Genomic DNA, 23,763 nt, shown 5'->3' on the forward strand with positions numbered 1-23,763 from the left:
TGATCCGATTTGAAGGGCTGTTGCTGGCCACGGACCAGGAAATAGCAAGACAATTTACCCGAAAACTGGAGCCTTCGCTACTAATTCGATCTGCGAGTCCCGCTAGTGAGATCTGGAAACGTTACCCGTGCCGTAGTTCATGTAGCTGCATACAAAGAACCCGGAGCTCAAGTGCCGCGGATAAAAGTGTTGCTACTCTCGTATGCGGATGCACAATTAAAATAGTCATTCGCCATCCGCACAACTACTCTCGTAGCATAGCACGATTTCTAGCGAATGTTCGCGTAATATCTCTTTCTTCAGCGATTGCGCTTAAGGTGTGGACGAGTCGAGGTTTTTCGAGACGTCCAAAAGAAGAATAGCTCATACTAAAAACACTAGAGCATTTTTGATTTAAATATATGCATGCAATAGACTATTCTCTATCACAACTGATGAGGAAGGTTATGCATGCCTATTCACAAGATCTTCGGGATCGCATTCTGGGTGCGTTGGATCGTGGCGAAGGTCCAACGGCAATTGCCCGGCGCTTTGAGGTGAGTCGCATGTGGGTGTATCAGGTACGCAAGCGATGGAAAGAAGAAGGCCAGCGCCATAGTTTGCCGATGGGAGGTTATCGGCGATCCCGCATTGCGCACAAGGAAGCGCAGATTCGGCAATGGATAGAAGCCACGCCGGATCTAACGCTTGTCGAGCTTAGTGAACGGTTGGCTGCAGAAGGCATTCAGATCAAGGTGCCGGCGCTATGGCATCAACTGAACAAATGGGGGTTGAGTTTTAAAAAAAACCCTGCGCGCCAGCGAGCAATCGCGCACAGACGTACGTCAGGCACGAACTGAGTGGGCCCGCGAGCAGCAGCGTTGGGATTGCCGTCACCTGGTCTTCCTGGATGAGACGGCAACGACCACCAACATGACGCGACAGCAGGGTCGCGCGCCGCGCGGCCAGCGCTGTGTGGCTTCGGTGCCCCACGGCCACTGGAAGAGCACCACCTTCATTGCGGGACTGCATCACGATGCGATCACCGCTCCGTTAGTGCTCGACGGCCCAATGAACGGGGCCGCATTTCTCGCCTATATTCAAACCTGTCTGTGCCCAACGCTGCAGCCAGGTGACATTGTGGTGGCCGACAACCTGTCTTGTCACAAGGTTCCAGGCGTCCGCGCAGCCATTGAAGCGGCAGGTGCCACGCTGCTCTACTTACCGCCGTATTCGCCTGATCTGAATCCAATCGAGAAAATGTTCTCCAAACTCAAAGCCCTATTACGCAAAGCCGCCAAACGAGCCATGGATGCCTTATGGGCACAGATCGGCAAAGTGTTGGATCTGTTCACTCCGGAGTCGAGAAAATGTTCTCCAAACTCAAAGCCCTATTACGCAAAGCCGCCAAACGAGCCATGGATGCCTTATGGGCACAGATCGGCAAAGTGTTGGATCTGTTCACTCCGGAGGAGTGTGCCAACTACTTCGCTTCATGTGGATATGTAAACAAGTAGCTCTAAATATGCTTCATTCGCACACAGCAAGGACTGATCTGGATGGTAGATTGTGCAGAATGTCGGTCAGATATGAAACAGGGCTGAATCACTTAGGTATCCTTACGTAACTCGCTGCGTCTCCTGTTTTTGTATAATCGCCAAAGCTTCATGCCATATCCGGATAATGCATAAGCCAGGAACAATCCAAATAATACAAGCGGCGGATGACTTGGAATCAAGACGAAGAAGAACAGGAGCAGCAGCAATACTACGAAAAATGAAACTTTTCTGTGCAGATTAATTTCTTTACCACTGTAGTAAGGAATATTAGTTACCATGGTTAACCCTGCAAATAGAGTCATGGCCCAGGCTAACCATTTGATATCATCTGCAGCGATCTGAAAGCCCAGTGCTACCCACATCATGCCAGCAATCAATGCAGCAGCGGCCGGGCTTGGTAATCCCTGAAAGAATTTCTTATCTACAATTTCGATTGACACATTAAATCGGGCGAGACGCAACGCTGCACAGGCACAATAGATAAAGGCAGCAATCCAGCCCAGCTTTCCCATGTCTTTCAGGGCCCATTCATACACAATCAATGCGGGAGCAGCACCAAACGAAACCATATCAGATAGGCTATCGTACTCTGCACCAAATTCACTTTGTGTATGCGTCAGGCGTGCCACCCGGCCATCCAGTCCATCAAACACCATGGCCACGAATATAGCCACAGCAGAATGCTCATAATGGCCATTCATTGCTTGCACAATCGCATAAAAACCGGAAAACAACGCTGCCGTTGTGAAGAGGTTAGGTAACAGGTAAATACCCCTCCTTCGCCACCGGACGCTTGCAACAGGCAATTTTTCCGAATCAGATTCCTGCATAAATAGATATGGATATCAGTCGGAAATAATCAGCGAAATTCAGCCAGCACTGTTTGGGTAGCTTGAACCTTATCGCCAATTCCAACATTGACTTTCATTCCTGGTGGAAGATAGACATCAACACGCGAGCCAAAGCGAATAAAGCCAAAACGTTGTCCACGAGCAAGATGCTCTCCGGGATGTACATGACAGACAATTCGTTTTGCGATCAGGCCGGCTATCTGTACGCAAGTTACATCTCGCCCTTCTTTGGTTCTAATCCACAAGGCATTACGCTCATTTTCCAAAGAGGCCTTAGGTAGACTTGCATTCAGAAAACTTCCGGGAAAATACCATTGATCACGTATTTCACCATCTACCGGACTACGATTCGAATGCACATTGAAAACATTCATGAAAACACTGATTTTTAGCGCTTCGCGCGAAAGATAAGGATCTTGAACCTTGTCCACCGCAACAATTCTCCCATCTGCCGGGGCGAGTACTGCTCCGGCAAGAGTAGGTATAACCCGTGGAGGATCACGGAAGAATTGTAAAACGAGCAGAGCAACCAGCCACAATGGTAGCGCCCATACCCAACCAGCAAAAAATTGTACTACTAATGCAACAACAAATGCTCCAGCGATAAAAGGCCAGCCTTCGCGTGCAATAATCGGGTGTGGATAGTAAGAAGTCGACATATATTCAGTTCTTCGCCTGGTCAACCAGTTTGTTTTTCTTGATCCATGGCATCATGTCACGCAATCTGGAACCGACTGTTTCAATCAGGTGTTCGGAAGCAAGGCGACGACTCGATTTAAGTACAGGTGCACCAGCACGGTGTTCCAGAATAAATTCACGAGCATATTCACCCGTCTGAATTTCGCGCAGAATCTTGCGCATTTCATTGCGGGTTGCTTCAGTGATAATACGGGGGCCTCTGGATACATCACCATATTCTGCATTGTTTGATACGGAATAACGCATGTTGGCGATACCGCCTTCATAGATCAAATCCACTATCAGCTTGACTTCATGCAGGCATTCAAAATAGGCCATTTCTGGTGCGTAACCGGCTTCCACCAGGGTTTCAAACCCCGCCTGAATCAGTGACGTTAATCCACCGCACAGCACCACCTGTTCACCAAATAGGTCCGTTTCTGTCTCTTCCTTGAAAGTGGTTTCAATCACGCCACCACGGGTACCGCCATTTGCGGCAGCATAAGAAAGTGCTAAATCACGCGCCTTGCCAGACTTATCCTGATGAACAGCGATGAGAGATGGAACCCCTCCCCCCTGGATATAAGTAGAACGTACCAGATGGCCAGGCCCCTTGGGCGCAATCATGATGATATCCAAATCTTCACGGGGGATGATCTGTCCATAATGAATGTTGAAACCATGTGCAAAAGCCAGTGTGGCATTTTTCTTCAGTGCCGGCTCAACTTCAGTCTGATAGATCGATGCCATCTGCTCATCCGGTAACAACAGCATGACAATATCGGCATCCTTGACCGCTTCACTTACTTCCTTTACAGTCAAACCAGCTTTCTTTGCTTTATCCCATGACGCTCCATCTTTACGCAGACCAATGATAACTTCGACTCCCGAATCATTTAGATTGTTAGCGTGCGCATGTCCTTGTGAGCCATAACCGATGATAGCAATTTTCTTTTTCTTGATGAGGGACAGATCCGCATCTTTATCGTAATAGACTTTCATTATTTTCCTTCCTGAGTGTTTATGCAGCCACATCGACAGATGAGCTATCGATGAAATCAGAATCTACCGACAGATCCCGGTAAAAAATTTATAGTTCTAAAATCCGTTCTCCACGGCCGAGACCGGACACACCTGTTCTGGCTATCTCCAGAATCAGATTGCGATCTATTGCCTGCAAGAAACCATCCAGTTTTGCTCTGGTACCCGTAAGTTCTATGGTGTAGATTTTATTTGTAACATCAATGATATTACCCCGAAATATATCAACGAGTCGCTTCATCTCCTCACGATCCTTATCCACCGCCCTTACCTTTATCAACATGAGTTCTCGCTCAACATAACCTTCATCGCTCAAATCAATCAGCTTGACAACTTCAATCAACTTATTGAGCTGCTTAGTAATCTGTTCGACAATTTCTTCAGGGCCATTCGTGACCAGAGTCATACGAGACAACGTCGGATCCTCAGTAGGAGCAACAGATAGGGATTCAATATTGTAACCACGAGCAGAAAACAAACCGGCTACTCGCGATAGTGCGCCAGCCTCATTTTCCATTAACAAAGAAATAATATGTCGCATACTGTTATACCAAAATCATTTCGGATAGACCTTTTCCACCAGGCACCATAGGAAAAACGTTCTCGGTCTGGTCTGTAATAAAGTCTATGAATACAAGCTGCTCATCCAGCTTGAAGGCTTCTTTGAGCGCACCTTCAATATCTTCTGGTTTATCAATTCGCATGCCGACATGCCCATAACTTTCAGCAAGCTTAACAAAATCAGGTAATGCATCCACATAGGATTCAGCATAGCGGTTGCCGTGGAAAAACTCTTGCCACTGCCGCACCATTCCCATGTAGCGATTGTTAAGGTTGATGATTTTGATGGGCAGATGATATTGTTTACAAGTGGATAATTCTTGTATACACATCTGAATACTTGCTTCCCCGGTAATACAGGCCACCTTGCTTCCCGGGTTGGCCATTTGCACACCCATTGCAGCAGGCAAGCCGAATCCCATCGTACCCAGACCTCCTGAATTGATCCAGCGGCGTGGCTTATCAAATTTATAAAACTGTGCTGCCCACATTTGATGTTGCCCAACATCAGATGTAATAAAGGCATCCCCACTGGTTATTTCATATAACTTTTCGACCACCATTTGAGGTTTAATAATATTAGCCGTCCTATCATATTTCAGACAGTCACGTGCACGCCACAGCTCAATCTGTTCCCACCATTTAAGTAGCGCATTAATATCCGTTGTTTCCCTGCCAGCCTTGAGCAACATGTTCAGCTCTTTTAATACTGCCGATACGCCGCCTACAATAGGAACATCTACTTTGACACGTTTGGAAATTGATGACGGGTCGATATCAATATGGATAATTTTCCTTTCTTCATTACAGAAATGTTTGGGATTTCCGATAACCCGATCATCAAAGCGGGCGCCTACCGCGATCAGCACATCGCAATATTGCATAGCCATGTTCGCCTCGTAGGTACCATGCATACCCAGCATTCCGACAAACTGCTGATCAGTTGATGGATAACCACCCAGCCCCATGAGTGTACCGGTACACGGAAAATTCAGCATCCGTACGAATTCCGTTAATTCTGCTGCAGCATTATCCAAAATCACACCACCCCCAAAATAGACCATGGGGCGTTTTGCTTCCAAAATCATCTGGATGGCTCTTTTAATCTGCTGAACATCTCCGGTAACTACTGGAGTGTAGGAGCGCAGTGAAATACTGGCAGGATAATTAAATTCGGCCTTTTGCTGCGTAACATCCTTGGGTATATCCACTAAAACGGGCCCAGGACGTCCTGTTGATGCAATATAAAAAGCTTTTTTGATCGTTGTGGCCAGCTCTGCCACGTCTTTCACCAGAAAGTTATGTTTAACGCAAGGACGCGTAATCCCTACTGTGTCCACTTCCTGGAACGCATCCTGACCAATGGCAGCCGTTGGCACCTGTCCGCTGATAATCACCATTGGAATCGAATCCATGAAGGCGGTAGCAATGCCCGTTACAGCATTCGTAACACCCGGGCCAGATGTAACCAAAGCCACGCCTACTTTATTGCTGGAACGTGCATAGCCATCCGCTGCGTGGAGCGCAGCCTGCTCATGGCGAACCAGAATATGCTTGATTTTATCTTGTTTGAACAATTCATCGTACAGGAACAACACGGCACCACCAGGATAACCAAAAATATGACTTACCCCTTCCTCCTGCAGACAGCGTATTGTGATCTCAGCACCTGTCAATTCAGTACTCATACCAGGAAATTCCCAGATTTAAAATAATTTTTTTCATCTTGTAATTAAAATCAATGCCAATTCTTTCTTTATATCGTTTGCTGCTTACATAGCAATAAAGCATTATTGAATAATCCGCGCTCAAGGCTCGAAATTAAACAGTAATGCAGGAAAAAGCACCGTTGCCCTTATCGATCAGAGATAACAAACTTTCCAGATTTCCCTTGTCGGCTGCAAAATACGCAAGACGTGAGATAAACAATATCCGAGCTATATTACTTGGATTATATATTTACTTCTCGTAAATATCTCCAGTAAAACATGCAGATAATACCAGCACGTATAACTATCCGTTTGTTCCCCCAACTGTTAAGCCATCTACCCTCAAAGTTGGTTGCCCAACACCGACCGGAACACTTTGCCCTTCCTTGCCACACGTGCCGACTCCAGGGTCCAGAGCCATATCATTGCCAATCATGGAAACGCGAGTTAGTACATCAGGGCCGTTGCCAATCAGAGTAGCTCCTTTCACCGGATAGGTGATTTTACCATTTTCAATCATGTAGGCTTCCGCAGCGGAAAATACAAACTTGCCACTGGTGATATCAACCTGCCCACCTCCAAAATTAGCGGCGTACAAACCATGTTTGACAGAAGCAATGATCTCTTCCGGCTCTTTGTCTCCATTCAACATGCAGGTGTTAGTCATGCGTGGCATAGGGATATGAGCAAATGATTCACGCCGGCCGTTGCCGGTAACGGCCTGATTCATCAACCTGGCATTTAAATTATCCTGAAGGTAGCCTTTGAGAATACCATCTTCGATTAAGACAGTGCATTGTGTCGGATTGCCTTCATCATCAATATTCAGCGACCCGCGACGATCACGTATCGTGCCATCATCGACCACCGTCACTCCCGGCGCAGCAACTCGTTCCCCGATACGCCCGGAGAAAGCCGAACTTCCTTTGCGGTTAAAATCTGCCTCAAGACCATGGCCAATTGCTTCATGCAGCAAAATACCCGGCCACCCATTACCTAGCACCACCGTCATACTTCCTGCCGGCGCCGGTTTTGAAACCAGATTTGTTATCGCCTGATGAACAGCCTTGTGCGCATAATCCTGTAACACTGTATCGGTAAAATAACCATAGTCAAAACGTCCACCACCTCCAGCAACACCCTGCTCCCGCTGACCGCTTTCTTCGACTATAACCTGTAAGGATACCCTCACCAGAGGCCGTACATCAGCAGCGAGCAAACCATCGCTGCGTGCAACCATGATTACTTCGTACTCTCCTGCCAGCGATGCCATGACCTGAATAACCCGTTTATCCAATGCGCGCGCAAATTCTTCCAAGCGTTCGAGTAACCTGATTTTGTCAGCATCCTGACAAAGTGCGATGGGATCCAGAGACGGATAATACAACGCCTGTCGAGTAATATTTCCTGACAAACCCATTATACGTGTCTGTTTTTCACTGCCTTGAGCAGCAATTGCGCGTGTTGCACGAGCTGCAGAAATCAGAGCCTGACCGCTGATATCGTCCGAATAGGCGAAAGCAGTCTTCTCGCCACTAATTGCTCGCACCCCTACTCCTTGGTCGATGCTAAAGCTGCCTGATTTGACGATGCCCTCTTCCAGCACCCAGCCCTCCGACCGGCTATACTGAAAATAAATGTCAGCATAATCAATTCGATGGGAAAGAATCTGACCAAATACATCCTGCAACCTGGTTGGATTCAACTCATACGGGGCCAGCAGGTACTGATCAGCTATCGCAAATGAATCCATCATTCCAGAAATAAATTCTCTTTAGTAAAGTGGGCAAATAAATAAACTGTGGCTATGAGGCATGCAATGAAGGCAGCCTGTAGAAAAATTAGGGTAACGTATAAGTCAGATCAAATCTATATTTTCTCAGCAGGCAAGCAAGCACCGATGTTCCAGTGCAGGCAGGCTCGCTCGTACACTTGACTGATATACGCGATCGATTTCTGCGAGCACTACTCCGGCCCCGCGCGGAAGACGATCAATGATTACTCCCCATGGATCAACAATCATACTGTCACCATTGGTTTCACGTCCGTTCACATGGAATCCTCCCTGCGCTGGCGCAATCAGATAAGCCTGGTTCTCAATCGCACGAGCTCGAATAAGCGTCTCCCAGTGAGCTTTTCCGGTAATGGCGGTAAACGCAGCAGGTGCCAAAATGATATCCACTTTACCCATCATGCGGTATAGCTCGGGAAAACGCAGATCGTAGCAAATGGACAACCCCATACGGCCAAAGGGAGAATCAATTGCAACCACCCGATTACCTGCGTCGATCGTTCTTTCCTCAGCGAAATTCTCGTTACCCAGTGACAGTCCAAACAAGTGGATCTTATCGTATCGTGCCACCTGCCGACCTTGTTCATCGTATACCAGACAGCTGTTGTATACTTTATTGGAAAGAGGTGAAACTAAAGGTACTGACCCCCCTGCCAACCAGATACCAAACCGCTTGGCAGTTTCACTCAGAAAATTCTGGACTTCCCCTTCTCCAGGATTCTCACGTACCGCCAGCTTGTCGGTATCCTTCATTCCCATGATACAGAAATATTCCGGTAATGCCACCAGTTGCGCACCCTTTGTAGCAGCCTCTTCAATCAGACGAAAAGCTTCCTCAAGATTGGCTGTTACACTGGGACCAGAGGCCATCTGTACGGCTGCCACCCGTACTTTGGAATCAACACCTGAACTGGGAGAAGTAGTCAATTCAACATTTATACTAGTCGACATATTTCTTCCCTCTCTTGTATTCAATCAATATTGTCAAGCTGCCTATACTCAGCTTTCCTTTCCCTTCAAGTTTATTTTGCCCCGGATTTATATTTTCAATTTAATGACAAGAGCATAAATATCAGGTCTCTTCGTAATTGTTATTGTACCTGACCCGCTTAAATCCGAATAATCGTACTTTGTTTCAGATTGAAAATAACATTATGGCTTATGATTACGCTGCCTAACCTGATTCTCTTCCTCATCCAGCCTGATTACAACCGGGTCATTCCAGCTTCCGGTTATGGCATATTCATTCAGCAGCACCCGGCTAAAAGGATCTTGTAGCGTTCCCGAAGCGATCATGGCAGCAATTCCAGCAATAGGGGTTACTAATCCAAATGAGGGAAATACTTTCAAATTCAAGGCCTGAGTCTCATTTACCAGATCCCATTCTCCGCTCAGAACAAGTTCGGCTGAACTCCCCATAATATATAAACCATCAGTCGAAGCGATACCGTTCTGGATAGCAACATGGCCGCCAAGTTTATCAAAGCCAAATCCTTTACCAAATACATCATAAAAGTCCAACGTCAATCGGCGAGGTAAAGATTTCAGGTCAAAAACCCCCAATAATCTGCCGATACCAGGCTTCAATTCTGTGAATTGCCCGTGCTGGGCATCAAATTGCAGTTTACCGGATAGTGTTGGAAAATTGATAGAGAACGGCTTGCCTGCCCATTCCAGATCGCCTGTCATCGCCCCTTCCCCACGAGCGATACGGCCTGGATAGCCATGGCGCTTCAGAAATTTACCGATATTACCTGATTGCAACTGAATATGGCTAGACACCCGGTAAGGCGGCCTGTGATTTTCCCACAATCCACTGGCCTGCAATGTACTATCTGGATGTCTGATATCCAGATTCTCCACCTGCCAGCCATTCTGCTTTTGTACAGCACTCAATTTCATCTGACCTAGCAACACACCATCCACGATCAGTTCATCAGCCTCAATATCCACATTCGGCCAATTTCCAGGGATATCAAGACTGTGCTGTAACAATGCGGGTTCAGGTGCATCCTTCGGCATAATTAATCTGCTCAGACGCGCTGCCACTTTCTGTGGGGATGTTGCATGCCAGTCTATTTTACCGGCGACCTCACGACTGGAAACCTGCATTTGCCAAACATCATCCCGCTTGTCGATGACAAGGTGGGCATTATTGAAATAGCTGGACAGAAATTCAAGCTGCCCAATTCGCACATCAAACTGTACCGGCCCAGTTAGAATATTATCCAGTCCACGTGCTGTATGATCAATCGAAACATCCACTTCTGCATGTCTTCGGAACAACTCTCGCCATTGATCCCATTCCAATCTGGCAACAGCACCTTCAATCCGGGTAATCTGATTCTGAGGCAGCACACCTCTTCCACCAAAGCGGATGATGCCGCGTACCGGGTGGTAATGATGCACAGCCTCATGAACACGCTGAAATTCCGCAGTAATAATATTTCCGTAGCGCAAACGGGTATGATCGTCATGTGGCCAGGTAAAATATTTTTCCAGACGCAACGGAACAACCTCCGCCGCTGTTTTAGACAAAGGAGCCGGCAACGTGAGTCCCACGCCCTTCAGGGAGGATTCGATCACGATACTGGCTTTATTGTGCTCGATATCCATTCCAAACCGCCAATCGGTACTCCCTCGCATAAATTGTGTCCACAAATGTGATAAATTCACGGGTTCAGTTGTGATTCTGTCCGACTGAAAGCGATCAAAATCAGCTCGTCCGCTTGCAGTAATATGCATACCTCCTTCAGGAGCAGAGACAGAGGATATCTCAACTGGCCCACCTAGTACTTTGGCACGAACCCCCTCCAACGTCATGCTAGCTTCAGTAAAAACCAGTGATCCATTAACCTGATAAAAATCAGGAATATAGCGGTCAAAGTTGATCTGATTATCCATAAACTGGTAACGCCCTTGCATTCTGGCAATGGAAAATTCTTTCTGGGTAACTGACAAAGAAACATCTGCCTGTAATCGTCCTTTTCCAGAAAATTCAGCCTGATTTAATAACTCACCAATATGCTGATTTATATCTGCCTTACGCAACAAAGCGGCTATTTCACCACTTTCACCCTCCGCCAGACCTTTTATCCTGATCTTTGGTTGTTCTGCATGCAGATCACCGGATTGCAGCGTGAATTTTTGCAACTTGATACCAGAAATATTGGCAGAAGAAAGTGATATATCCAGAACGCTATCCTGTAGCGAGACATATCCTGCCATGCCAGAAATTTCCGGCCAGTCACCCGGAGTTTTGATAGTAGCATTGCCAATATCTGTTTCTGCACGAATAGATAACCTGTTCTTTTTATCAGCTGATTGGCTATTCAATGTACCCTTAACATGAAACCTTGTATCATGCAGCTGCCCTGAGATGATAGCTTTGTTGATCTCGTTCACCACAGTTTCATCGGTCACCCAGGCGATATATTGACCCAAAAGAGGTATATCGGCCTGTGACAAATACCCGGCCAAATCTATCTGTCCGGGTAAATTACCATTAAAAGCATAACTCCCCTGAAGTGCTCCATTCCCTGCATCGCTTGTGAAAACAATATTATTGAATTTCAGCTGGGCCGTTTCATGACCATGCGCAATTTTCCAATCCACTCGCCCGATCAAAGTATCCAATCGTAATTTTTCTTCGGGCTGCTGCGTCTTACGGAGTTCCATATTACTTGAGGACAGAAACAGGGAGCCATCTGTTTCTGTCATGTTGACGATCCCACTAGCGCCGCTGAATGCAGGGTACTTATCAAGTGACTGCACGGCAAGATCACTGAAGGCGGCATTTGCTTTTAAGGATGATTTTTCAGACCAATTGCCCTGCCATTCGAGATTTACATGTTTTACTGTGCCGCGAGGAGACACTTCAGACAAGAATTTATATAACCTATTTTCTGGTGGCAGGTTGGCGGCAAGTCTGGTCAGTACATTCAAGTCAAACTTTTCCACCTGCAGTCTGTATTCAGGCGGACCACCATCCCTGTGATTGCGCACATACCATAACGCTGCAACTGGCTCAGCAAGGGGCAAATCCTTCAATTCAACACTTAAATCACGTACAAACCACTGCTCATCTGTATCCTGTGCATCTTCTGTCTTACTCCACCCGCTACGACCATACAAGTGATCGATTTCCAACAGGGATAAATGCTGCGCAAAATGAATAGCTGCTTTTCGCAGATTGATATCAGCCACCCAACGTGAGAGATTGCCAGCACCAACATCCATCCAGGCACGCACACTGCCTTGCCCACGCTTAAGCGTCAGATCAGCCGGCAATGTCATCCATTCTTGCCAGTTTTCCAGATCAAAATCCTGTAACTGGACGAACAGACGCCCTTGCCACGCTGATAGCATCTGTACAGAATCACCAATCAGATCTCCACGAATATCCACCTTGGAAAACAGTGGGCCAGATGATTGTGCCCGTAACCCGAATTGATGACGCTTTCCCCCTTGCCTGTTCTGCAGAAGCAGATTGACAGATTCAAAATAATGTACAGTGCCCAATCGCAAATCATCCTGCCAGTAGATGATCGCCTGCTTAACCACCAAGCGCCGCTGACGCAGCAGCCAGTCAAAGAACCCACTTTCCTGCCGATCTCCTCCCAAGGTGATGCCTGCAATATGTAATAAGCCCTCTGTATCCCGGCGTGTTACTAAAGCAGGTCGATCAATTACAATTTCGTGAAAATTAAGCTCGCCACGCAGCATTGATCGCCATGAAACTGTACCTTCAATTCCTGGAAAAATTAATACCAGATGACCCTGCTGATCGTGCACACTGACGCCTTGCATCGATAAATGCGGGCGCAGCCCATCCCAATTAGCCTGGATGACATCAATCCGCACTGGCTGCCCGGCGACACGGGTGATTGCTGCGGCAATATCAGAACGGTAATTGCCGATATCTGGCAAAATCCAGTAACGTAATGCAAGCAGCGCCAGGCAAAGAAATAGTACGCTAACCAGAAGACATCTGCCCGCCCAGCTCAAGCAAACCACACAATAGCGCAAGAAGTAACGCGACATAAACCGACTCAATACAAAGCTGGCTCCCGGAATATCTCATCCGTTACCTGAAATTTAGTTTCCATTTAAGAAATAACAGTCTTTACATCCTTCAACGGGATATCATTTCCATAAAATCATGCACTACAGTAAAAACAAAGCATTTTATGCGAAGCTATCGCCAAATCCGTAATACATCGAAGCAATAAAATCAGCAGCAATAACTTGTCGCGTAACTACTATCTTATATGACGACACCGATCAGCACATCCCGTGCAGCTTCCATTGTCAGCAGTATTCTGCCTTACAGTCGGTACTTGAAACGGGTACTGGAAAATGAATCCGAGCTTCAACAAGAACTTCTGGAGCAATTGCACAATCCCTTTACGCGGGAAGAAATGCTTGGTTTTCTCCAGGACTCCACGGCGCACCTGATAGATGAGGCAGATTTACACCGTTTATTGCGTCAACTACGCAAGCGCGTCATTCTCCGGCTGGCTGCACGCGATCTGGCCGGGCTGGCTGATCTGAACGAAGTCATGGCAACCATGACAGCTCTAGCCGATGTAACGATCCAGTTTTCACTCGAATTTCTCCATACAGCAATGGTGCAACCCGGGCACTTTGGTAAACCAAAAGGAGAAAAAACTGGTACAGAGCAACAATTGCTGATTGTAGCTATGGGAAAACTGGGCGGGGGCGAACTCAATGTATCCTCTGATGTAGATTTAGTTTTTATCTATCCCGAAGATGGCGAAACAGATGGCAGTAAATCCATTACCAATCATGAATTTTTTCTCAGACTCGGGCGAAAGTTGATTGCCAGCCTCAATGATTATACCGTGGACGGTTATGTATTTCGTGTCGATATGCGATTGCGCCCGTACGGCGAAAACAGCCCGCTCGCCATCAGCCTGCCCATGCTTGAAGACTATTTTGTTACACAAGGCCGCGAATGGGAGCGCCACGCCTGGATCAAAAGTCGCGTAATCACCGGCTCATCAATCGCTGAAGCAGCGTTGATGGAACTGATCGTACGTCCCTTTGTATTTCGCAAATATCTGGATTTTGAGGCCTATGAGGCGATGCGTAGTCTGCACACTCAACTGCGCAAAGAAGTAGATCGGCGCGAGTTGCACGATAATATCAAGCTGGGCCCCGGTGGTATCCGTGAGATTGAATTTATCACCCAGGTGTTTCAGCTAATCCGAGGAGGACGGGATGCCGATCTGTGTATTCGCCCTACTCTTGGCGTCTTGCAGCGATTAAAGCAGAAACAGCCTCTCCCTGAACAGACAGTAGAAGAGCTGATTGAAGCCTATTACTTTCTGCGCAAACTTGAACACCGCCTGCAATATCTGGATGATCAACAAACTCAGAATCTGCCACAACATTCAGATGATCAGATATTGATAGCAAAAAGTATGGGATTTACCGACTATACCGGTTTTCTCAAACACCTTGATCTACATCGCCAGAATGTTACCCGTCATTTTGAGCAAATTTTTGCAGTACGCCGCAAAGCCATAAAGCTTGGTACATTCGCCCGGATCAGGCCAGAACAAACCAACGACAACGAAATAGTTAAGGTCTTCAGTAATCAACTAAAAACACTAGGATATATTGACCCTGACAAAATTACTGCACGCGTTCAGCAATTTTACGATGGCACTACGTTTCGGCAGCTAAGCCACCCTAATCAGGAACGTATCCTGGAATTAATGCCCACATTAATGGAAGTGGTAACTCGATTTCCTCCTGTGGAAATTACGCTGGAACGTATGCTGCGACTACTCGAAAAAATCGGACAATATTCAGCCTACCTTGCTTTATTACAGGAGTATCCACAAACCCTGCCACGAGTAGCCAAATTGGTCAGTATCAGCCAATGGGCCAGTGATTATCTTGGCAGCCACCCGATTCTGCTGGATGAATTACTTGCCCCATCCGGCCTGCACACCCTGCCAGACTGGCCAACGCTTAAAACAGAGCTTATCCATCAGCTGCATCACGGCAATATACCCAAGGCACAGATAATAGAATGGCAAATGGATGTACTACGACATTTTCAGCATGCACAGGTGTTTCGTTTGCTTGCTGTTGATCTTGAAGGAAATTTGTTGCTGGAAACACTCAGCGACCATTTAACCGCACTTGCTGATCTTATTCTTGACAATGTTTTACAACTCGCCTGGCAGGGATTAAAAAAGAAACACCGGAAATCTCCTGCTTTTGCCATTATAGGCTACGGCAAACTGGGGGGAAAAGAATTGGGTTACGTATCCGATCTCGATATCGTCTATCTCTACCAGGACAATCACCCTGATGCCATGGAGATTTATACTAAACTTGCCCAGAATATTAATCTATGGCTAACCAGCCATACCTCCGCCGGCGTACTTTACGAGACAGATCTAAGATTACGCCCTAATGGCACCAGCGGATTGCTGGTCAATTCCATTGAGGCTTTTTCCCTGTATCAGCATGAGCAGGCCTGGGTGTGGGAACATCAGGCATTGACACGTGCGCGCTTTGTCATTGGTGATAGTGAAGTGGGCGAAAAATTTGAACAGATACGTAAAAACATCCTTTGCCAACCGCGTGATATGGAAAATCTCAAACGGGAAATTCTGATGATGCGTACAAAAATGCTGGAAGCGCACCCAAATTCCACACCGTTATTCGATGTCAAGCATGATCACGGTGGCATTATTGACGTGGAATTTATTGTGCAATATCTGGTTCTGGGTTACGCCCACCGCTATCCACAATTAACCGGCAACATTGGTAACATTGCTTTACTCAAGCTTGCCGGAGAACTTGGGCTGACATCCGCTGAGAAAGCAAATGCAGCGTTTATCGCCTATCGTGAACTTCGGCGTACACAACATCAACTCCGGCTGAGCGGCATACCTGAAGCCACCGGTACTGCTTTACCAAAAGATGTATCCCAGAAATTTGCTCGTGTAACGAGCGATTACTTAAGCAGTGCCAGACGGGCAGTCTTTCAACTGTGGGAAGATGTTTTCGGAACGTAAGAAAACATTGAAATTGCGGGCAACAAAAGCAGGTTTTTTTGGGGTGGCTGATGGGACTCGAACCCACGACAACCGGAATCACAATCCGGGACTCTACCAACTGAGCTACAGCCACCATGGATCTGAAAACCAATTTATCTGATCAAGACAAGATCAGATCTAACTTGGCGTGCCCGACAGGAATCGAACCTGTAACCCCCAGCTTAGAAGGCTGGTGCTCTATCCGGTTGAGCTACGGGCACCTTTACTCAAGCCGGGCTCTGGCCCGTATCAACGACACGAAAATTGGTCGGGGTGGAGAGATTTGAACTCCCGACATCCTGGTCCCAAACCAGGCGCGCTACCAGGCTACGCTACACCCCGGAAAAGTCGGTCACTATACCGATTAACCGGGCAAGCGTCAATCGCCCCTGGCATTTATGTAAAAATAAACTGTCTGAATAGCGCACCAGATCAAATCTGGCATTGCGCGTAGATCAATATAGAACAGACAATCCTTCAAACACGCACAAGATAGAATATTGCGGTTTCCACTTGTCGGCACATTATTATCATAGCCGGAAATCACGATTCACCTTCCTTCCTGAGTGTGCCGGGGAAATTACTGAAAACGCTGGATGTGCATATCGTCGGCAACATATACGGGCAATCCTGCTGATGAAGTGCTCGTTCTCCGTGGTACCGAAGGTAATACAGAACTCAGTTTGTGCCGTTCTCCATTTGCGGGACCAGGATGCGACAGTCGTGCGGTACTGGAGCATGAACACCTTGCGGCCAACCGGGGCGGGTGATCTTGCATAAAAAAACCCCCGTATAACGGGGGGTTGCAGGCAGCAGTCTGTGTGTATCAGTTCAACAAGGGGGGAGGGTTGTAGCTGATGATGATGGTGGCCATGCGTTTGTTCAACCCCATGACGGGTACAACCAGCAGTTTTTTACCAGCCACATCTGATTTGACGGTAATGGTTTGCAAATCAAGAACTTCTTTCGGATAAAGATTCGATGCATCTTCAGTGATCAGCCTTTTATCAGTGGATACCAGCAATTTTCCTTCGTCACTGATCAGCACGACACGTTCCGTATCTTTTGTTCTGACGAGTTCAGACAGATACTGGTCAATCTGGTCAAGGTTATTACGGATTAATTCACCACGCACTGCCCATGCCAGTACCTGGCCGAAGCGTTCTTCTTCCTTGTTATATTGGCTGTCCGCATATTCGCGTGCCTTTTTGACCAGTGCTGTACTTTCCTGTTCGAGCTTCAGGGCCAATTCAGCCTGACCTTTTTCCAGTCGTGATTCCGCTTGGTTGACAGCAATCTGCTTCCAGACGAATACCAGCAGCAGTACACCCAGAAAAACCAGTATTGACCACGAAGGCAGCTGTTTATGCTGGAGATCGGAAATCGGCGCAAATTTTTTGCACAAAATATTGAATAATGAAGCGGGTTTGGTCCATTCAACCTTATCTTTGGACTGATCGCCCCCGTTCTGCGTGTTTTGATCCGACATGAATTGCTCCTTCGTTAATAAGTGACTCAAATGAAAGGTGCTAATTATCCACCATTCCCTTTCTCAGGGAAAGCAGCGCTGCCAACAACTTGCGCATATTATGCATATGTGTTGCAAAATCTGCCAGTCTTGTACAGATTCTTTCCGGGTTACGGGTAAAATGCAGGCTTTCAACCAACAAACAGTAAGTAGATATTCCCGTGGAAAAAGATAAAAAGACCTGGTCAGGTCGTTTCAGCGAACCGGTTGCACTACTGGTACAACGCTATACCGCATCAGTCGGATTCGATTATCGACTGGCCGAGTACGATATTCAGGGATCGCTTGCGCATGCACGTATGCTGGCAGCCACAAATATCATCCCGCAAACTGATCTGGAAGCCATTGAAAAAGGGCTGGCGCAGATCTGGGAAGAAATCAAAAATGGCCAGTTTGAGTGGCAGCTTGAGCAGGAAGATGTACATCTGAACATTGAACGGCGTTTGACGGCGCTGACAGGGGATGCCGGAAAAAGACTGCATACCGCCCGCTCACGCAATGACCAGGTGGCCACCGATATTCGGCTCTACCTGCGCGCTGCCATAGATGAGATTATCGACCTCATTTATGGCCTGCAATATGTATTACTGGATCTGGCGGAACAGCACGCTGCCACCATTATGCCTGGCTTTACCCATTTGCAGGTGGCGCAACCAGTTTCATTCGGGCATCATCTGCTCGCCTACTATGAAATGCTGCTGCGCGATGGACAACGTTTGCAGGATTGCAGAAAACGTGTCAATCAGCTACCGCTGGGAGCTGCCGCGCTGGCGGGCACCAGTTATCCGATCGATCGCGAACAGGTGGCACGCGAACTGGGGTTTGATGATATCTGTCATAACTCGTTGGATGCTGTATCTGATCGTGATTTTGCGATTGAATTCTGTGCCAGTGCCGCGCTTATCATGATGCACCTCTCCCGCCTGTCAGAAGAGCTGATCCTATGGATGAGTCCAGCATTTGGCTTCATCCGCATTGCAGACCGGTTCTGCACAGGTTCATCCATCATGCCACAAAAGAAAAATCCTGATGTGCCTGAGCTGGTGCGTGGAAAAACCGGCCGCATCAACGGCCATCTGGTTGCACTGTTAACACTGATGAAATCACAACCTCTGGCCTATAACAAGGACAACCAGGAAGACAAAGAGCCCTTGTTTGATACTGTGGATACCTTGAAAGATACGCTGACTATCTACGCCGACATGCTGGCCGGGCTGCAAGTTAATCCACAAGCCATGCGCCAGGCGGCATTGCGCGGCTACGCCACGGCGACTGATCTGGCTGATTATCTGGTCAAAAAAGGAACTCCCTTTCGTGATGCGCACGAAACAGTTGCCCAGGCAGTCCGTTTCGCAGAAAACAAGAGATGTGACCTGGGTGAGCTCTCGCTTGCGGATCTGCAGCAATTCTCCGCAATTATCGAACAGGACGTATTTGAGGTGCTGACACTGGAAGGTTCGCTGCAAAGCCGAAATCACCCCGGCGGCACCGCACCGGAGCAGGTACGCGCGGCTATCTGCCGGGCACGTTCTCAATTGCCGGACTGAAGTGGAAATGAAGCAGCAATGAAGCAGCAATGAAACGGAATATACAACAAGCTACTTCCCTTCCATGGACAGCCATTGCTGCGCAAATCTCACAGCTTACCCGGCAGGCGTTCAGCCCGGAAAACCTCACCTCGATTGGAGGAGGCTGCATCAATCAGACCTTCTGCATTCGCAATCAGGATCAGCAATTCTTTATCAAACTGAATAAGGCCGAGTATCTGGCCATGTTTGAAGCTGAAACAGCCGGGTTGGAGGAAATCCTAGATTCCGCCAGCCTGCGTGCTCCACGGCCGCTTTGCAGTGGTAGCGGGCATGGCTATGCCTGGCTGGTGCTGGAATACATTGACTTGCAGAATCAGGGTAATGCAGCCGCACTGGGTATCGGGCTGGCTAATATGCATCGGCATACTGCTGAAAAATTTGGTTGGATACGTGACAACACGATTGGCTCAACGCCACAAAGAAATACAGCCGATAGTGACTGGATTGCATTCTGGCGCCAGCAGCGATTGGGTTATCAACTGAATCTCGCCAGGGAAAACGGTTACACCGGTTCGCTGCAATCGCTCGGTGAACGCCTGCTATCCGGTTTTCAATATTTTTTTATGGGCTACACACCGCAGCCATCGCTGTTGCATGGCGATCTGTGGGGAGGAAACTACGCTTTCGATACAGATGGACAACCCGTTATCTTCGATCCAGCTGTCTATTACGGCGACAGGGAAGCTGATCTGGCCATGACGGAACTGTTTGGCAGGTTTCCACCAGACTTTTATGCTGCCTACCGCGATATCTGGCCGGTGGATACCGGGTATGCCACCCGCAAGCAGCTCTATAATCTTTACCACATCCTTAATCATCTCAATTTATTCGGATCACAATACTGGAATCAGGCGGAAACGATTATGAAAAAACTACTGTCCGAATTTGATTAACATGAACAGATACAGATGTGCCCGTGTATCCATTTGTAAAGCGACTGCTACCACAATAAAATTGACCCGGATAATAAATAAAGCCCTCTACAAACCTATATTTTTCAACGCCAACATTCACTAATTAAACAAGGATCATCAAATATGAGTACGACCAATATCCTCAAGCACCTCGCCAATCTGGAAAAACATCTCGCAGAAGAACACCCGGATAACCCAGTTCTGACCAAAGCCGTACACAGTTTCAGAAAACTGGACAGCGTCGCCCAGGCACTCGGGTTGCTGGAGCGGAACGAGTCATATGCCACCTATGTCACTTGGTGGCCAATGATTGCGGTGCTGGGCACTTTTTCATCAGGCAAGTCAACGTTCATCAATTCCTACCTGAATCTACCCCTGCAGCGCACCGGCAATCAGGCGGTCGATGACAAATTCACAGTCATCTGTTACAGCCGTCACGATGAAGTCAAGACGCTGCCAGGCGTGGCGCTTGATGCTGATCCGCGTTTCCCGTTCTACCAGATCAGCCATAACATCGAGGAAATTGCAGAAACCGGACCGCAACGCATTGATGCCTATGTTCAACTTAAAACCTGTCCATCAGAAAAAATCCGTGGCAAGATCCTGATTGACTCTCCCGGATTTGATGCAGACAGCCAGCGTACCTCCACCCTGCGCCTTACCCAGCACATCATTGATCTGTCCGATCTGGTACTGGTTTTTTTCGACGCGCGCCACCCGGAACCCGGCGCCATGAAAGATACCCTTGAATATCTGGTTGCCGCTACTATTAACCGCCCGGATGCCAATAAGTTTCTGTACATCCTCAACCAGATTGATGTGACAGCAAAGGAAGATAATCCCGAGGAAGTTATTTCCGCCTGGCAGCGTTCACTGGCACAGGCCGGATTACTGGCCGGGCGTTTCTATCGGATTTATGACAAGGATGCCGCTGTCCCCATTCACGATCCACAAGTTCGGGAACGTTTTGAACAAAAGCGTGAAGAAGATTTGGCAGACATCAGTGCACGCATGCAGCAGATCGAAATCGAACGCTCCTACCGGATTGCCGCCATGCTCGAACAAACGGCCAACACCATTGAAACACAGGTTATCAGCAAACTTGAAGCCGCGCTGGATCAATGGAGAAGCCGGGTATTTACGCTGGATAGCATCTTGCTCGGTTTGCTGGTGGTATTGACGGGTGCGGCGCTGACTGCCACCGAAAGCTGGCACCTAGTTGAGCGTTGTATCGCCGGCATTTCTGCCGGGGGCGTATTGCCGATTCTTTTGGGTGCTTTTTTAGTGGGCGCACTTGGCTACGTCCATCTTACTGTTCGCAAAAGTGTCTCCCACAGTATTCTGAAACAGCTTGCGACTGAATACAGCCACGATCACACTGCCTCCAAGCAAATCATTCGCGCTTTCAGTAAAAGTACTGCTGGTTACCGCCCCATGTTCCTGAAAAGCCCGGCTGGCTGGAATACAACAAATCAGCGCATCCTGGCTGAAGTCAAGGAAGATGCTAATGATTACATCCAGATGCTGAATGATCAGTTCACCGATCCATCCGGCCATCAGGAACCGAAACAGCAATCGGAACATGCCGAACAACCGGCAGCAGAACAGATTTAAATAGAATCAACCAATAGCTACCTGTTTGTAGTAATACAGCAGGTGGCATTTTTATTTCAGGATGGCTCCGGCATCGCACTTCGCTGGGCTACGCCATAGCTCTATATAGTATATTTATCAAAATCTTAGATATGTCGGTGCTTTCTGAAACTTGACCAGACTTCCCTTCTACTGGCTCCCACAAGGCTCCTGGAAATCGGATCTTTCCGAGAAGTCATCATGGCTAAGATCAAGCTCACCAAGTCCGCAGTTGATGCGACGCAACCCCAAGCGCAAGCTATCGAGCTACGTGACGCCCTTGTTCCCAGCTCTTCCTGTGCAAGACTACGCCGGCCGGTCGCAAGGTATTCATGCTTCCAGTATCGAACGAACTCTGGCGAGCGATGAATCTCTGCTGGAGTAACTGCGCGGAGACACCGTCGAACAGCGCCCCTTCGCCCCTGCTTCACCGATCCGGCTCTAGAAGGTCCATACGGTGGCGTGGTCGGGCACTCTTGCGATGGTGTTCGTCGGCGAACAGGTCGGGGCTTGAAGGCGCTATGTGGTTTCATCGACAGGAGAGGAACGGGTTTCAGGATCGCATAATTTTACCAAGTCTACCAGGAGGGGCGAGTCAAGCTTTTTCGAGGCGCCCATTGGTGATTTCTGGGTATTCGACGATTTTTGTCTGTATGTATTACCGTTTGAGTGCAAGGAGAAGCACACCGCCTGCAATCATCGTGATTCCAAACCATTCCTGAGATGATGGACGCTCTTCCAGAAAAGTGAAAGCAAATACAGCCGCCAAGACAAGATTGAATTTATCCACGGGGGCAACCTTGGAAACATCACCGATTTTAAGGGCTCGGAAGTAGCACACCCAGGAAGCCCCTGTGGCCAAACCAGATAGACCAAGAAATAGCCATGTCTTGGGTAATAGCTCGAAGGGGTTGGCCCATTTACCAGTGGAGATCACAAACACAGATAGAACGACGATGATGATAGCTGTCCGGATTAAGGTGGCCAAATCAGCATCCACATCCTGAACACCTACCTTAACAAAGATAGCGGTTAATGCCGCAAAAATAGCGGATAACAATGCCCAATAAAACCAGTCGTTTGAAGTCATCTTCAATCTCCCTGTGGATCGTCGGTCACCCCAAATTCAATCGGTATCTTGATATAGAACACACTGATCTTTTCATCGCGTAGCCGCTGGAACAGGCGTTTATTATCCGCTTCGCTGAGTGCCATCGTTATCTCGATGGGCTGATCAGCCAGTTCAAAGAAACATGCAGCGTGTAACTTGCGATCGCGCCCGAAACCTTCGGTTGCTGCGATTAAAGTTGCGCCACCTACTCCGAGTTTACGCGCTTCTTCAATCAACCAGTTGCCCAAGGGCTGATGTCCGTGCTTGCGGTCTTGCTGGGTGAAAAATGTCAATTGATAGCCTTGCATGGTGCCTCCCCTATATCAAAGGTGCTTGCAAATATTATAGGTGGCCAACCCCAAAAGCGTCATCAATAATGAGCCAATCACATGCGCTGATATCGCCATACCAGCCCACAATATGCGTTCCTGTTGAATCAGCGTGGTGACCTCTGCTGAAAATGTCGAGAAAGTTGTCAGCCCACCCAAAAACCCGGTGATGATGAATAACCGCCATTCGGGAGCTAAATATGCGTGCTGACTGAAGTAGGCAAGTGCTACCCCCATTAGATAACCACCGAACATATTAGCCAGCCACGTTCCCGGTGGGATCGTCGGGAACAGTGCGTTGAAAGTCATACCGAGGATCCAGCGCAGGATGGCTCCCAATGATGCTCCCAGCGCTATCGCTAGCAGGGAGCGAATTAAGACGCTGGTTTCCATGTTTTATGAAGCAGGT

At 47.8% G+C, this 23,763-nt stretch carries 19 protein-coding genes and 3 tRNA genes; 7 read left to right on the forward strand and 15 right to left on the reverse strand.

Going from position 1 to position 23,763, the window contains the following annotated elements; translation table 11 throughout:
• Positions 1 to 446: 446 nt before the first annotated feature.
• Together ACZ5EJ_RS05820 and ACZ5EJ_RS05825 are read left to right on the forward strand one after the other, a co-directional pair.
• Positions 447 to 839: a helix-turn-helix domain-containing protein gene (locus ACZ5EJ_RS05820; protein WP_011633847.1), complete on the forward strand. Its 393-nt coding sequence runs from the start codon at positions 447 to 449 to the stop codon at positions 837 to 839.
• Complete coding sequence (locus tag ACZ5EJ_RS05825) at positions 790 to 1,488, forward strand: IS630 family transposase (RefSeq protein WP_464557721.1); 699 nt, start codon at positions 790 to 792, stop codon at positions 1,486 to 1,488. The genes ACZ5EJ_RS05820 and ACZ5EJ_RS05825 overlap by 50 nt, the downstream gene beginning before the upstream one ends.
• Before the next feature lie 100 nt (positions 1,489 to 1,588).
• Here the strand turns inward: ACZ5EJ_RS05825 and pssA are convergent, their stop codons facing one another.
• The 8 genes from pssA to ACZ5EJ_RS05865 all read right to left on the reverse strand — a co-directional run bounded on the left by pssA (position 1,589) and on the right by ACZ5EJ_RS05865 (position 13,213).
• Positions 1,589 to 2,368, reverse strand: coding sequence for a CDP-diacylglycerol--serine O-phosphatidyltransferase (pssA, locus tag ACZ5EJ_RS05830; RefSeq protein WP_011634329.1), 780 nt, complete (start codon positions 2,366 to 2,368; stop codon positions 1,589 to 1,591).
• Positions 2,369 to 2,397: 29 nt separating this feature from the next.
• On the reverse strand, positions 2,398 to 3,048 hold the full coding sequence (locus ACZ5EJ_RS05835; RefSeq protein WP_011634330.1) for a phosphatidylserine decarboxylase: 651 nt from the start codon (positions 3,046 to 3,048) through the stop codon (positions 2,398 to 2,400).
• A 4-nt stretch (positions 3,049 to 3,052) separates the two neighbouring features.
• Entirely contained in the window at positions 3,053 to 4,069 is a 1,017-nt protein-coding gene (gene ilvC, locus ACZ5EJ_RS05840; protein WP_011634331.1) for a ketol-acid reductoisomerase, read from the reverse strand.
• Positions 4,070 to 4,157: 88 nt separating this feature from the next.
• On the reverse strand, positions 4,158 to 4,649 hold the full coding sequence (ilvN, locus tag ACZ5EJ_RS05845) for an acetolactate synthase small subunit (protein WP_011634332.1): 492 nt from the start codon (positions 4,647 to 4,649) through the stop codon (positions 4,158 to 4,160).
• A gap of 4 nt (positions 4,650 to 4,653) precedes the next feature.
• Complete coding sequence (locus ACZ5EJ_RS05850; RefSeq protein ID WP_464557674.1) at positions 4,654 to 6,357, reverse strand: acetolactate synthase 3 catalytic subunit; 1,704 nt, start codon at positions 6,355 to 6,357, stop codon at positions 4,654 to 4,656.
• Positions 6,358 to 6,682: 325 nt separating this feature from the next.
• A complete protein-coding gene (gene tldD / locus ACZ5EJ_RS05855; RefSeq protein ID WP_011634334.1) occupies positions 6,683 to 8,134 on the reverse strand; it encodes a metalloprotease TldD in 1,452 nt (483 codons plus the stop codon).
• 123 nt (positions 8,135 to 8,257) lie between these two features.
• Complete coding sequence (locus tag ACZ5EJ_RS05860) at positions 8,258 to 9,121, reverse strand: carbon-nitrogen hydrolase family protein (protein ID WP_011634335.1); 864 nt, start codon at positions 9,119 to 9,121, stop codon at positions 8,258 to 8,260.
• A gap of 201 nt (positions 9,122 to 9,322) precedes the next feature.
• Positions 9,323 to 13,213 carry a YhdP family protein gene (locus tag ACZ5EJ_RS05865; RefSeq protein ID WP_074455667.1) on the reverse strand — a complete coding sequence of 1,297 codons (3,891 nt, stop codon included), beginning with the start codon at positions 13,211 to 13,213 and terminating at the stop codon, positions 9,323 to 9,325.
• 227 nt (positions 13,214 to 13,440) lie between these two features.
• Here ACZ5EJ_RS05865 and glnE point away from each other — a divergent pair, with 227 nt between their 5' ends.
• Entirely contained in the window at positions 13,441 to 16,230 is a 2,790-nt protein-coding gene (glnE, locus tag ACZ5EJ_RS05870) for a bifunctional [glutamate--ammonia ligase]-adenylyl-L-tyrosine phosphorylase/[glutamate--ammonia-ligase] adenylyltransferase (RefSeq protein ID WP_464557676.1), read from the forward strand.
• Between the two features lie 39 nt (positions 16,231 to 16,269).
• Here the strand turns inward: glnE and ACZ5EJ_RS05875 are convergent.
• The 3 genes from ACZ5EJ_RS05875 to ACZ5EJ_RS05885 form a co-directional block, all read right to left on the reverse strand.
• Positions 16,270 to 16,345, reverse strand: a tRNA-His gene (locus ACZ5EJ_RS05875).
• Positions 16,346 to 16,395: 50 nt separating this feature from the next.
• Positions 16,396 to 16,472 (reverse strand) — tRNA-Arg (locus ACZ5EJ_RS05880).
• A 44-nt stretch (positions 16,473 to 16,516) separates the two neighbouring features.
• Positions 16,517 to 16,593: transfer RNA gene (locus ACZ5EJ_RS05885), tRNA-Pro, on the reverse strand.
• Between the two features lie 254 nt (positions 16,594 to 16,847).
• Between ACZ5EJ_RS05885 and ACZ5EJ_RS05890 the strand changes: the two genes are divergently transcribed.
• Positions 16,848 to 17,021 (forward strand): hypothetical protein, encoded by a 174-nt coding sequence (locus tag ACZ5EJ_RS05890; protein WP_176752571.1) that lies wholly within the window; start codon positions 16,848 to 16,850, stop codon positions 17,019 to 17,021.
• 56 nt (positions 17,022 to 17,077) lie between these two features.
• Here the strand turns inward: ACZ5EJ_RS05890 and ACZ5EJ_RS05895 are convergent, their stop codons facing one another.
• On the reverse strand, positions 17,078 to 17,740 hold the full coding sequence (locus tag ACZ5EJ_RS05895) for a hypothetical protein (RefSeq protein WP_074455665.1): 663 nt from the start codon (positions 17,738 to 17,740) through the stop codon (positions 17,078 to 17,080).
• A gap of 200 nt (positions 17,741 to 17,940) precedes the next feature.
• Between ACZ5EJ_RS05895 and argH the strand changes: the two genes are divergently transcribed.
• The 3 genes from argH (at position 17,941) to ACZ5EJ_RS05910 (ending at position 21,896) form a co-directional block, all read left to right on the forward strand.
• On the forward strand, positions 17,941 to 19,326 hold the full coding sequence (argH, locus tag ACZ5EJ_RS05900; protein WP_074455664.1) for an argininosuccinate lyase: 1,386 nt from the start codon (positions 17,941 to 17,943) through the stop codon (positions 19,324 to 19,326).
• Between the two features lie 29 nt (positions 19,327 to 19,355).
• Positions 19,356 to 20,261 carry a fructosamine kinase family protein gene (locus tag ACZ5EJ_RS05905; protein ID WP_074455663.1) on the forward strand — a complete coding sequence of 302 codons (906 nt, stop codon included), beginning with the start codon at positions 19,356 to 19,358 and terminating at the stop codon, positions 20,259 to 20,261.
• A gap of 144 nt (positions 20,262 to 20,405) precedes the next feature.
• Positions 20,406 to 21,896, forward strand: coding sequence for a dynamin family protein (locus ACZ5EJ_RS05910; RefSeq protein ID WP_074455662.1), 1,491 nt, complete (start codon positions 20,406 to 20,408; stop codon positions 21,894 to 21,896).
• A gap of 676 nt (positions 21,897 to 22,572) precedes the next feature.
• On the opposite strand, the gene ACZ5EJ_RS05915 is transcribed toward ACZ5EJ_RS05910, so the two are convergent.
• Genes ACZ5EJ_RS05915 through crcB form a run of 3 tightly spaced genes read right to left on the reverse strand, consistent with a single transcriptional unit; the run spans position 22,573 to position 23,747 of the window.
• Positions 22,573 to 23,004, reverse strand: a complete 432-nt coding sequence (locus tag ACZ5EJ_RS05915; RefSeq protein WP_074455661.1) for an EamA family transporter — start codon at positions 23,002 to 23,004, stop codon at positions 22,573 to 22,575.
• Between the two features lie 2 nt (positions 23,005 to 23,006).
• Entirely contained in the window at positions 23,007 to 23,333 is a 327-nt protein-coding gene (locus ACZ5EJ_RS05920) for a DUF190 domain-containing protein (RefSeq protein WP_074455660.1), read from the reverse strand.
• A gap of 15 nt (positions 23,334 to 23,348) precedes the next feature.
• The gene (gene crcB / locus ACZ5EJ_RS05925) at positions 23,349 to 23,747 is read right to left on the reverse strand and encodes a fluoride efflux transporter CrcB (protein ID WP_074455659.1); all 399 of its coding nucleotides are present in this window, start codon (positions 23,745 to 23,747) and stop codon (positions 23,349 to 23,351) included.
• Positions 23,748 to 23,763: the final 16 nt, after the last annotated feature.

This window comes from Nitrosomonas sp. TNE100 (genome assembly GCF_055387135.1).